Here is a 12,274-nt window from a genome sequence, read left to right on the forward strand (position 1 = left end):
CTGGAGCCCCCGATGACCACCGCCACCCTCGCCCCCGCCCCGGCCACCACCCCGGCCCGCCCCGCCCACCGCGAACCCGCCTACCTGCGCTACGTCACGGGTCAGGCCGTCTCCGTCCTCGGCGACCAGGTCTGGTACGTCGCGCTGTCGTACACCGCCGTCCAGCTCGCCGACCCGGCCACCGCCGGTGCCGTCCTGGCCGTCTCCTCGGTGCCGCGGCTGTTGCTGCTGCTGTTCGGCGGCGCGTTCGTCGACCGGTACGGCCCCCGCCGCCTCATGATCGGCAGCGACCTGGCCCGGGGCGCGATCGCGCTGACCACCGCCGCCATCGCGCTCGCCCAGCCGAGCATCACCCTGCTGGTGCTGGTCGCGCTGGCGTTCGGCGTCGCCGACGCGCTGTTCCTGCCCGCCGCGGGCACGATGCCGCCGCGCCTGCTCGCCCCGGCGCAGCTCACCGGCGGGCTGGCCCTGTCCGGCCTGGCCGCGCGCCTGGCGCTCACGCTGGGCGCCCCGCTGGGCGGCCTGCTGCTGCCGCTCGGCGGCCTGCCGCTGGCCTGCCTGGTCAACGCGGCCACCTTCGCCGTATCGGTGTTCGCGCTCTGGTCGGTGCGCCCCGCGCCCGCCCCGGCCGCCGCCGCCCGTACACCGCTGGCCGCCTCGATCCGCGACGGCCTGCGGCACCTGGCGGGCCACCCGGTCCTGCGCAGCACGCTCGGGGTGTCCCTGCTGGTCAACGTGGGCTTCGTCGGACCGATGAACGTCGGCCTGGCCCTGGTCGCCGACGACCGGGGCTGGGGCGCAGGCGGCATCGGGGCCATGCTCGCCGGATTCGGCGCCGGCGCCGCGGTGGGCAGCCTGGCCATGCTGCGGGTACGCCCGAAGCGCCGCCTCGGCCCGGTCCTGGCCGCCGCCGCGGCCCTACAGGGGGCTGCGGTGTTCTCCGTCGCGCTGGCCCCGGCGGCGGGGTGGGCGGTGGCCGCCACGACCGTCGTCGGGCTGACCAGCGGGCCGCTCGGGGTGCTGCTGTCGGCGCTGGTGCAGGGGCACACGGCCGACACCCACCGGGGGCGGATCGCCAGTGTGAATACGCTGGCCAGCCTGGGGGTCACCCCGCTGGCGATCGCGGCGGTCGGCGCTGCGGCGGGCACGTTCGGGACGGTGGCGACGTTCGCGGGCAGCGCGTCACTGGAGCTGGTGGCGGCGGCCCTGTGCGTCGCGGTCCCCGCCCTGCGGGGCGCCACCCTGACCGGCGCAGCCGCCTGACAGACTCGTTTTTCATAGACGTTGGCCTATTACAAAGAGTTGGCACGCCGTCGGGCTCGATGTGATAGGCCAACGTCTATGAAAAACGGAGGTCCGTGGCGCAACGGGGGTTCGTGGCGCGTCGCGCGGAAGCGGTGGTCGTGCGGGTGGAGCCCGCAGCGGGAGCTGTCAGTTCCAGGTTGTTCCGCGGGGGCGGGCGCCGGGAACGCTCAGACTGCGGGGCGGATCAGGGTGCCGGTGATGCGGTCGTGCAGGCCGCGGCGCTCGGCGTCCAGCGGCAGGGCCGGCAGGACCAGCGCGAGCAGGATGCCGCGGACGGCACCGCGAAGTAGGCCGACCGGCTGACCCGTCTGCTCACCCAGGCAGGTAATCTTCGCCAGGCGCATGCCGGGCGTCTGGCCGAACAGGCCGACGAAGAAGGTGTATTCGGCGATGAGCACGACAACCGGGGCCCAGGCGTCCACCATCGGACGGGCGAACAACCCGGCGACGAGGACACACAGCATCCAGTCGAGCAGCAGGGCGCCGAACCGCCTGGCCAGCGAGGGAACAGCAGGTAGCGAGGCGTCTGTCACCCGGTGAGCGTACCGCCCGGGTCTGGGGCAGCTCATCGGGCCGGTTTACAGGTGACGTAACACGGCCGAAACAAAACTGACACGGCCGGGCAACGCCGCGGTTCTAGCGTCGCGACCAGCCAATGGCCACCCGACGCAACGCAGCGCCGTCGGCCGCGTTTCCCAGGGAAGAGCCCCCGAGAGATGTGCTGAGTGGGGGCCGTAGCTCTCCCAGAGACCATCCGTGCCAGGAGGACGTGTGTTCGCCAACTCCGAAGAACTGCTTCGGTACCTCAAGGACGAAGACGTCAAGTTCGTCGACGTCCGCTTCTGTGACCTGCCCGGCGTGATGCAGTTCTTCACGGTGCCGGTGCAGTCGTTCGACGCGAGCGTCTTCACTGACGGGCTCGCCTTCGACGGCTCGTCCATCCGTGGTTTCCAGCAGATCCACGAGTCGGACATGATGCTGCTGCCGGACGTGACCACCGCGTTCATCGACCCGTTCCGGGTCCAGAAGACCCTGGCGCTGAACTTCTTCACCCACGACCCGTTCACGCGTGAGGCGTACTCGCGTGACCCGCGCAACGTGGCGAAGAAGGCCGAGGCCTACCTGGCCGCCAGCGGCTTCGCCGACACCGCGTACTTCGGCGCCGAGGCGGAGTTCTACATCTTCGACTCGATCCGCTACTCCACCCAGCCGAACCAGGCGTTCTACCACATCGACTCGATCGAGGGTGCCTGGAACACGGGTGCGGCGACCAACGCCGACGGCTCGGCGAACCGCGGCTACAAGCCCGGCTACAAGGGCGGCTACTTCCCGGTCGCGCCGACCGACCACTACGCGGACCTGCGCGACCAGATGGTGACCAACCTGGTGAACCTCGGCTACACGGTCGAGCGCGGTCACCACGAGGTCGGCACCGCCGGTCAGGCTGAGATCAACTACAAGTTCTCCACGCTGCTCGCCTCCGGCGACCAGATGCAGCTGTTCAAGTACGTCATCAAGAACACCGCCTGGCAGGCCGGCAAGACCGCGACCTTCATGCCGAAGCCGCTGTTCGGCGACAACGGCTCGGGCATGCACACCCACCAGAGCCTCTGGCTGGGCGGCGAGCCGCTGTTCTACGACGAGACCGGCTACGGCGGCCTGTCGGACATGGCCCGCTGGTACATCGGCGGTCTGCTGCACCACGCGCCGTCGCTGCTGGCCTTCACCAACCCGTCGGTCAACTCGTACCGCCGCCTGGTGCCGGGCTTCGAGGCGCCGGTCAACCTGGTGTACTCGCAGCGCAACCGCTCCGCCTGCACCCGTATCCCGGTGACCGGCACGAACGCGAAGGCCAAGCGCATCGAGTTCCGCTGCCCGGACCCGTCGTCGAACCCGTACCTGGCGTTCTCGGCGATGCTGATGGCCGGTCTCGACGGTGTCCGCAACAAGATCGAGCCCCCGGCTCCGATCGACAAGGACCTCTACGACCTGCCGCCGGAGGAGGTCGCGAACGTCACCCAGGTGCCGGGCTCGCTGTCCGACGTGCTCGACTCGCTCGAGAAGGACAACGACTACCTGCAGGCTGGTGGCGTGTTCACCAGCGACCTGATCGAGACCTGGATCGACTACAAGCGGTCCAACGAGATCGACCCGGTCCGCCTGCGCCCGACCCCGCACGAGTTCCAGATGTACTTCGACTGCTGATTCCAGCAGCCGCTGCACCACGGCGAGAGGGCCGGGCGTCAAACGCCCGGCCCTCTCCCTCTTCCACCACATTCCACCGCGCCACGACATTCCACCGCGCCACCGCGCCACGCGCCCACGAGCTTCCGCACCCGCCGGGGTTTCCGCGCCCGCCGGGGTTTCCGCGCCACCGGCCTGGCGCCCGCCGGCGTCCGCGCTCTAGCCGCCACGCGCTCCACCAACACGCACCGCGCCGGCCCCGCGTTCTGCCAGGCCCCGCGTTCTGCCAGGCCTTCGCGCCAAGATCGGGGTTTCCGGTCATCGGATGCGCTCAGAGTTCATTTCGCGACCGCAACCAGCGATCATCAGAGCCGCATCGCGACGATCGCCGCAGCAGCCGACCGCTTTCCGGCGTCAAACACCGTTCGCGGCTGCCGGGTGTCCGCATGATCGCCGTCTTCGGTCGCGGCCTGGGCATCCAGCCCACCTTTCGACCGAAGACGGCGATCAACCGCCTGAAGCCGCAGTCCGACCCGCCCGGGTGACCGCCGGTCCCGCGCACGCCACCGGTCCCGCGCACGCCACCGGTCCCGCGCACGCCACCGGTCCCGCGCACGCCACCGGACCTGCGCAGGTCGCTGGTCCCGCGTACGTCGCCGGTCCCGCGTACGTCGCCGGACCTGCGCAGGTCGCCGGACCCGCGTACGTCGCCGGTCCCGCGCAGGTCGCCGGAGCCGTCGCGTCGCCGACTCTTCGCCTCGCCGGACCCATCGCGTCGCCAACCGGGCCCGTCTCCGGGCCGGTGACGTCGAAAGGCGACGCCGACCCGATCCGGGCCGGTGGATCAGGCCGTCGGCGCCGACGCGGCGGAGGAGGCAGCGGGCGCAGCCGGGGCCGCCGCAGCAGCGGCCGGAGCAGCAGCGGCCGGAGCAGCAGCGGCCGGAGCCGGGGCGGCGGGGGCGGCGGGCGCGGGGGCGGCCGGAGCGGGGGCGGTGGCGGTGGCGGTGGCCAGGGCGACGGCGGCCGGGGAGGCGCCGAGGACCGGGGCGGCCAGCGATACCAGGCTGGGGCTGTTCGGGGCGCCGATCGGGCCCGATCCGACCGACATCAGCACCGACAGCAGGGCCGCGCTGACCGCCAGCGACAGCGCCCCGCGCCACTCGATGGCGGTGACGTCGGCGCCGATGGCGCCGCTGACCGACCCGACGCCGAACGCCGCGATCAGCGCCTGGACGAAGGTCTTGATCGCACGCTCCATGGTGCCGATCCAGAACTGCTTGTTGAGCAGGTACATGCGGTTGCTCCCTAAAGGGGGGTGAAGCCCGAAGACGCGCATGAGCCTAGATGCCTCGGGTCGCCGGGAGGCGTCGCGTGTACGACACCTGCCCCCACCTGCCCTGCTGGCGGTTCGGCCAGCCTCGGCCAGCCGTCCGTAGGATTTCCGTTACCTGGCGGTAACGACGATCACACCTGGTGCGTAGACTCCGCCAACGTGAAACCCCCACGTACTTTCCTGCGCCGCCTGCGCAAGGTCGCGCTCTGGGCCCTCGGTGTGGTGGTGGTGCTCGCCATCGTCGCCACCGGGCTCGGGGTGTGGTCGGTGCGCCGGGCCTTCCCCACCCAGGACGGCACCCTGTCCCTGCCGGGCCTGTCCGCGCCGGTCACCGTCAAGCGCGACGGGCACGGCATCCCCCAGGTCTTCGCGAAGACCGCCGACGACCTGTACCGGGCGCAGGGCTACCTGCACGCCCAGGACCGGTTCTGGGAGATGGACTTCCGCCGCCACGTGACGGCGGGCCGGATCTCGGAGCTGTTCGGCGCGAGCCAGCTCGACACGGACAAGTACCTGCGCACCATGGGCTGGCGCCGGGTGGCCGAGCAGGAGGTGGGGCTGCTGTCGCCGCAGGCGCAGCAGGGCCTCAAGGCGTACGCCGACGGCGTGAACGCGTGGCTGGCCGCCAACACCGAGAAGAAGGGTGCGGGCTTCGCCGCCTCGGGCGCGCTGAGCCTGGAGTACTCGATCCTCGGGCTGCAGAACTCCGACTACGTGGTGGAGCCGTGGCAGGCCGCCGACAGCCTCGCCTGGCTCAAGGCGATGGCGTGGGACCTGCGCGGCAACATGGAGACCGAGATCCGCCGCGAGGCGCTCAAGGCCGAGGGCCTGACGGTCGAGCAGGTGGAGCAGCTCTACCCGGCGTACCCGGTGGACCGCAACGTGCCGATCGTGCCCGGCGGCGCCGTGGTGAACGGGGCGTTCGACCAGAACGCGAAGGGCGAGCCGACCACCTCGGCCCCGAAGGCCGACACGGTGCCGCTGCCCGCGGGCGGCCTGATGGATCTGGCCGACGGCCTGGCCAAGCTGCCGGGTCTGATGGGCAACGCCGACGGCGACGGCATCGGCTCGAACTCGTGGGTGATCTCGGGCAAGCTGACCGCGACCGGCAAGCCGATCCTGGCCAACGACCCGCACCTGAGCCCGAGCCAGCCCGGCATCTGGTACCAGATGGGCCTGTTCTGCGAGTGCGGCCTGAAGGTCGCGGGCTTCACCTTCTCCGGCGTGCCCGGCGTGGTGATCGGCCACAACGACCGCATCGCATGGGGTTTCACCAACCTCGACCCCGATGTGATCGACATGTACCTGGAGAAGCTCGACGGCGACAAGGTGAACGTCGACGGCGCCTGGGAGCCGCTGACCACCCGCCAGGAGGTCATCAAGGTCGCGGGCGGCCAGGACGTGACCATCACGGTCCGCTCCAGCAAGCACGGCCCGCTGCTGTCGGACGCCAGCGAGAGCCTGAAGAAGCTCGGCGGCCAGTACGGCCTGGCGATCCGCTGGACCGCGCTGGACCCCGGCCGCACCGCGGACGCCCTGTTCTCGCTGAACAAGGCCAAGGACTGGACCGAGTTCCGGTCGGCGGCGTCACTGTTCGAGGTCCCGGCGCAGAACATCGTGTACGCCGATGTCGACGGCAACATCGGCTACCAGTCCCCCGGCCGCATCCCCGTGCGGGGCGCCCAGGGCGACGGCAGGTGGTTCGCCCAGGGCTGGGACAGCAAGTACGACTGGACCGGTTACCTCCCGTTCGCGGAGCTGCCCAGCGTGTTCAACCCGGAGCAGGGGTACGTCGCCACCGCCAACCAGAAGGTCATCGGTGACCAGTACCAGCACCACCTGACCGACGACTGGAGCTTCGGCTACCGCAGCCAGCGCATCAACGACATGATCAAGGCGAAGTCCGGCATCACGCTGGACGACGTGCAGCAGATGCAGTTCGACAACCGCAACGGTTTCGCCCCGACGCTGATCCCGGTGCTCCAGGCCGACCAGCGGGCGGGCCGCTCGAAGGTGGAGCAGGACGCGGACAAGCTGCTCCAGGGCTGGGACTTCCAGCAGGGCGAGGGCTCGGCGGCCGCGGCGTACTACAACGCGATCTGGCGCAACCTGCTGCTGCTGACCTTCGACGAGATCCCGGCCGACTACGCCCCCGACGGCGGCGACCGGTGGTTCGAGGTGGTGCGGGCGCTGCTGGACAAGCCGGACGACCCGTACTGGGACGTGAAGTCCACCTCGGCGGTGGAGAAGCGCGACGACATCCTGGTCCGGGCCATGTCGGACGCGGTGAAGGAGCTGTCGGAGGCGCAGGGCGAGGACGTGTCGCAGTGGCGCTGGGGTGCCATGCACACGCTGACCCCGACCCACGCGACGTTCGGCGAGTCGGGCATCGGCCCGATCGAGTGGCTGTTCAACGAGCCCGCGGCCGGTGTCTCCGGCGGCGACTCGATCGTCAACGCGACCGGCTGGAGCGCCGGCGACGGGTACGAGGTCGACGCGGTGCCGTCGATGCGGATGATCGTCAACCTGGCGGACCTGGACGACTCGCGCTGGGTGCAGCTGACCGGCAACTCGGGCCACGCGTTCCACGACAACTACTTCGACCAGTTCGAGCTGTGGCGTACGGGCCAGCTGCTGCCGTTCCGCTTCGGCACCGACAAGGAGACCGAGCAGACCCTGACGCTGACGCCCTAGCGTCCGCCGCCAGAGGTCAGGAGGGGCACCTGCAAGCAGGTGCCCCTCCTTCGTCTCTAGGCCTGCTGAAGCGGTCTCTAGGCCTGCTGAAGCGGGAGCGGCACCACCAGGCAGGCCGCGCCGAGCGAGATCCCCGTGTCGACGGCCACCGCCAGCCCCTCGGCGTACACGACCGGCGCGCACACCACCTCCGGCGGCACCCCGAACGTCTCCGGAATGGTGGAGTGCCCGTGCACGATCCGGCTGCCCCCGAGCCGCGACAGCAGGTCGCGAGCGTTGTCGGGGCCGCCGGTGGACAGGAACTCGAAGCGGCGGAACAGCAGCCGGGTGTTGCGCCCGAACGTCTCCGGGTCGCGGTCGAGCATGATCTGCCGTACCGCGGCGTTGATCTCGTCGATCGTGGCGCCGAACTCCAGGTAGGCCATGGTGTCGGCGTGGATGAGCAGGTGGTCTTCGACCAGCGCCACCGCGGGCAGGGCGGCCAGCCAGTCCGAGCGCCCGTCGTCGAGCCCGGCCAGGTCGGCCTCCTGGCCGCCGTTGAGGGCCCAGACGCCGATGATGTCGCGCAGGTCGGTGACGGCGGAGTGGGGCGTGTGCCTGCTGCCGTACAGCAGCATGTCGTGGTTGCCGATGACGCAGCCGACCTCGCCGCCGACCGCCGCGGCCTCGCCCTGCAGGCGCCGGATCAGGTCGATCACGCCGACCCCGTCCGGGCCCCGGTCGGTCAGGTCGCCCAGGAACCACAGCCGCGCGTCGCCGCCGGACCAGGCACCGTGCTCGTCGAGCAGGCCTGTCCCGCGCAGCGCCCGGGTCAGTGGCACGAGGTGTCCATGCACGTCACCGACCACATACAGCGTCACGGGGCACACAGTACGCCAGGCGCGTTTCGAAAACGATCACGGCCGGAACACGGTCGGCGGCGTATTCCTCATCGCGGTCCACACCTCATGTGGTGTGGACACACCGCATGAGGTGTGGGCTCACGCGTGGAACAGTCGCTCGACGGCGGCGCGGGCGCGACGGGTGGTCTTGAGGTATTCGTCCAGGAACTCGCCGGGGTCGCCCGCCGCCAGGATGCGGGCCACGCCCGCGAGCTCGTCGCCGTGGCGGGGCAGCTGGTCGACGGCCCGGCCGCGGATCAGCGTGAGCGCGTTGCGGACCCGGGAGCACAGGGTCCAGGCCGCGTCGAGCACCTCGGCGTCCTCGACCGAGACCAGGTCGGCCTCGTGCGCGGCACGCAGCGCGACCAGGGTACGGGTGCTGCGCAGGCCCTCGACCTCGTGGCCGTGGCGCAGCTGCCACAGCTGCACCGTCCACTCGACGTCGGCGATGCCGCCCCGGCCCAGCTTGGTGTGGGTGAGCGGGTCGGCGCCCCGGGGCAGCCGCTCGCTCTCGACCCGTGCCTTGATCCGGCGGATCTCGGTGATCTGCTCCCGGCGCAGCCCGTCGGCGGGGTAGCGGATCGGATCGACGAGCGCGGTGAACCGGCGCGCCAGGTCGGCATCGCCGGCCACCGGGCGGGCCCGCAGCAGCGCCTGCGCCTCCCACACCTGCGACCAGGTGGCGTAGTAGCGCTGGTACGCGGCGAGGCTGCGCACCAGCGGGCCCTGGCGGCCCTCGGGGCGCAGGTCGGCGTCGACGCCCAGCGGCGGGTCGGGCGCCGGGGCCGACAGCAGCGTGCGCAGCTGCTCGGCGATGGCCAGGGCGACGCCGTTGGCCTCGTCGTCGCGCATGCGACGAGCAGTCGACTCAGTGTCGCGCATGCCGGGGGCGGGCTCGTAGACGAACAGCACGTCGGCGTCGCTGGGATAGCTCAGCTCGGCGCCGCCGAGGCGGCCCATACCGATGATCGCGAAGCGGAAGTCCGGCGGCGCGCCGACCGCTTGACGAGCCACCGCCAGCGCGGCGCCGAGGGTCGCGTCGGTGAGGTCGGCCAGGCCCTGTCCCACCTCGAGCACGTCCAGCGGCCTGGCGGGGGCCAGCTCGCCCGCGCCGCTGAGCAGGTCGGCGCTGCCGATGCGGAACAGCTCGCGGCGGCGCATCGCGCGGACCGCCGCGACGGCCGAGCGCGGGTCGGGGTGGCGGGCCGCGGCGGCGGCCAGGCCGTCGCAGAGCGGTTCGCGGGCCCGCAGCGCCAGCTCGGTGTCGTCGGCGAGCAGCCGCAGCGCCTCCGGGTCGCGAGTGAGCAGGTCGGTGAGGTAGCGGGAGCTGTCCAGCACCCGGCCCAGGCGCAGCGCCACCGGCCCCTCGTCGCGCAGCAGCCGCAGGTACCACGGGGTGCTGCCGAGGGTGTCGGAGACCTGGCGGTAGGCCAGCAGCCCGGCGTCGGGGTTGGGCGCGTCGGCGAACTCGGCCAGCAGCACCGGCAGCAGCGTCCGCTGGATCGCGGCGGTGCGCGACACCCCGGCGGTCAGCGCCTCGATATGGCGCAGCGCCCCGGCCGGGTCGGCGTAGCCGAGCAGCTCCAGGCGGCGCCGGGCGCCCTCGGCGCGCAGCGACAGGCCGTCGGCGGGCACCCGGGCCACGGCCGCCAGCAGCGGGCGGTAGAGCAGCTTGGCGTGCAGGCGGCGCACCTCGGCGGCGTGGGTGACCCAGTCTGCGCGGAACGCCGCCACCGGGTCGAGCCCGGCGCCCTCGCGGGCGCGTCCCACGCCGAGGGCGGGCTCCTCGCGCCGGTAGTTCATGGCGCGGGCCAGCCAGCGCAGCGCGGCGGTCCCGGCGGCGCCGTCGTCGGCGGGCACCGTGTGGGTACGCCGCAGCCGCTGCAGTTGCAGCCGGTGCTCGACGTTGCGCAGGAACCGGTACGCCTTGCTCAGCGCCTCGCCGTCGCCGCGGCCGACGTACCCGCCCGCGACCAGGGCCCGCAGTGCGCGCAGCGAGTTGCCCGAGCGCAGCGACTCGTCGCCGCGGCCGTGCACCAGTTGCAGCAGCTGCACCGCGAACTCGATGTCGCGCAGGCCGCCCGGCCCGCGCTTGATCTCGCGGTCGACCTCGTTGCGGGGCACCTGGTCGATGATGCGCCGCCGCATGGCCCGCACGTCCTCGACGGCTTCGGGCCGCTCGGCGGCGTGCCAGACCAGCGGTTGCAGTGCGGCCAGCCACGCCTTGCCCAGCCCCGCGTCCCCGGCCACCGGACGCGCCTTGAGCAGCGCCTGGAACTCCCAGGTCCGCGCCCAGCGCTTGTAGTACACCAGGTGGCTGGCCAGCGTACGCACCAGCGGGCCGCGCCCGCCCTCGGGCCGCAGCGCCGCGTCGACCGGCCACGCCACGTGCCCGCAGATCTCCATCAGCGCCGCCGCGACGGTCGTACCGGCGCTGAGGTCCTCGTCCTCGGCGGCGACGAAGATGACGTCCACGTCGGAGACGTAGTTCAACTCGTCCCCGCCGCACTTGCCCATCGCGATCACGGCCAGCCTCGGCCGCGTCGGCACCCGCCCCAGCGCGATCCGGTACGCCGCCCGCAGCGTCGCGTCGGCCAGCGCGGTGATCTCGGCCATCGTCGTCTCGACGTCGACCCCGTCGGCGAGGTCGGCCGCCGCGATCCGCAGCAGCCCCCGCTGGTATCCCAGCCGCAGCGCGGGCACGTCGGCCAGCCCGCTGTGCACCTCGTAGCGCGGCGGCACCGTGTGAGTGAGCACCCGCCACTGCCCGCTCTGCGCCGCGAGCTGGTCGCCCAGCGCCGACGACGCCCCGAGCACGGTGAGCAGCCGGATGCGCAGGTCCTCGTCGGCGCCCAGCCGCTCCAGCACCTCGGGGTCGCGCTCCCAGATGCGGTGCAGCTGGCGCAGCGCGAGGTCGGGGTCGGCGGCGCGGCCGAGCTGCTCCAGGACGAGCGCGCTCTCCTCGTCGACGGGCCGCTGCGCCTCGGGGTCCCACAGGCGCAGCCCGCGCAGCAGCACCACCGGGTCGGGCCCGGTCGCCCCGAGGGTGAAGCCGAACCGCGCCAGCCTGCCGATGCCCGCCACGCGCCCAGGCTATCGGTTGGCCGGGGGTCAGCCCAGCAGCGGCAGATCCCGGCGCACGTCCACCTCGGGCGTACGCCCCAGCGCCAGGTCGGCGAAGCGCCGCGCGAACGGCTGCCACACCTCGGCCACGTCTTCCTGCGTGGCCTCGACGCCCGCGATCAGCCCGTCGGGCTGCCAGCCCTGCTCGGTCATCCAGTCGCGGTTGTTCTCGATCCACCCGGCGAACATGTCGAGGTCGCACTCGATGTGGAACTGGGTGCCCCAGGCCCGGTCGCCGAGCCGGAACGCCTGGTGCGGGTAGCGCGGCGAGGCCGCGAGCAGGGTCGCCCCGATCGGCAGCTCGGTGATCTCGTCGAAGTGGTACTGGATCACGTCGGGCGCGAACGGCACCGCCCACCACAGCGGGTCGGATTCGGCCACGTCGCGCCGGGCCACCAGCCGGGCGCCGATCTCGGGACCCGTGGTGGACCGCTCGACCGTGCCGCCGTGCGCCTGGGCGAGCAGCTGCCCGCCGAGGCAGATCGCCAGCGTCGGCACCCGGTGCTTGACGGCCTTGCGCAGCAGCCCCTCCAGCTTCGGGAACCACGGCGCGCCGGGCACCCCGCCGGTCGGGAACGCGTCCTGCTCACCGCCGAGCACCACGAACGCGTCGTACCCGGCGAGGTCGTCGGGCAGCTCCTCGCCGGCGTGCGGCCGGAGCACGGCCAGGTCCAGGCCGGCCTCGGTCAGCCAGTCGCCGAGTCGGCGCAGGTCGTCGGTCGGGTCGTTCTCGATCACCAGTGCGGTCGCCACG

8 protein-coding genes are annotated in these 12,274 nt (G+C 72.4%); 3 read left to right on the forward strand and 5 right to left on the reverse strand.

Annotated features, from left to right (window positions below; all coding sequences use genetic code 11):
• Positions 1-12: 12 nt before the first annotated feature.
• A complete protein-coding gene (locus Cs7R123_RS11935) occupies positions 13-1,263 on the forward strand; it encodes an MFS transporter (protein ID WP_212826053.1) in 1,251 nt (416 codons plus the stop codon).
• A gap of 209 nt (positions 1,264-1,472) precedes the next feature.
• On the opposite strand, the gene Cs7R123_RS11940 is transcribed toward Cs7R123_RS11935, so the two are convergent.
• Positions 1,473-1,838, reverse strand: coding sequence for an RDD family protein (locus Cs7R123_RS11940; protein ID WP_244871769.1), 366 nt, complete (start codon positions 1,836-1,838; stop codon positions 1,473-1,475).
• A 238-nt stretch (positions 1,839-2,076) separates the two neighbouring features.
• On the opposite strand from Cs7R123_RS11940, the gene glnA reads away from it, so the two are divergent.
• A complete protein-coding gene (gene glnA, locus Cs7R123_RS11945) occupies positions 2,077-3,510 on the forward strand; it encodes a type I glutamate--ammonia ligase (protein ID WP_212826057.1) in 1,434 nt (477 codons plus the stop codon).
• Positions 3,511-4,333: 823 nt separating this feature from the next.
• On the opposite strand, the gene Cs7R123_RS11950 is transcribed toward glnA, so the two are convergent.
• Complete coding sequence (locus Cs7R123_RS11950) at positions 4,334-4,783, reverse strand: holin (protein WP_212826059.1); 450 nt, start codon at positions 4,781-4,783, stop codon at positions 4,334-4,336.
• 198 nt (positions 4,784-4,981) lie between these two features.
• Here Cs7R123_RS11950 and Cs7R123_RS11955 point away from each other — a divergent pair, with 198 nt between their 5' ends.
• On the forward strand, positions 4,982-7,516 hold the full coding sequence (locus Cs7R123_RS11955) for a penicillin acylase family protein (protein ID WP_244871770.1): 2,535 nt from the start codon (positions 4,982-4,984) through the stop codon (positions 7,514-7,516).
• 77 nt (positions 7,517-7,593) lie between these two features.
• On the opposite strand, the gene Cs7R123_RS11960 is transcribed toward Cs7R123_RS11955, so the two are convergent.
• The 3 genes from Cs7R123_RS11960 to Cs7R123_RS11970 form a co-directional block, all read right to left on the reverse strand.
• Entirely contained in the window at positions 7,594-8,376 is a 783-nt protein-coding gene (locus tag Cs7R123_RS11960; RefSeq protein WP_212826061.1) for a metallophosphoesterase, read from the reverse strand.
• 120 nt (positions 8,377-8,496) lie between these two features.
• Entirely contained in the window at positions 8,497-11,481 is a 2,985-nt protein-coding gene (locus Cs7R123_RS11965) for a bifunctional [glutamine synthetase] adenylyltransferase/[glutamine synthetase]-adenylyl-L-tyrosine phosphorylase (protein WP_212826063.1), read from the reverse strand.
• A 27-nt stretch (positions 11,482-11,508) separates the two neighbouring features.
• Positions 11,509-12,273: a type 1 glutamine amidotransferase gene (locus Cs7R123_RS11970; protein WP_374706937.1), complete on the reverse strand. Its 765-nt coding sequence runs from the start codon at positions 12,271-12,273 to the stop codon at positions 11,509-11,511.
• Between the last annotated feature and the right edge of the window lies 1 nt (position 12,274).

The sequence above is a fragment of the Catellatospora sp. TT07R-123 genome (assembly GCF_018327705.1).
In the GTDB taxonomy this organism is placed as follows: Bacteria; Actinomycetota; Actinomycetes; order Mycobacteriales; family Micromonosporaceae; genus Catellatospora.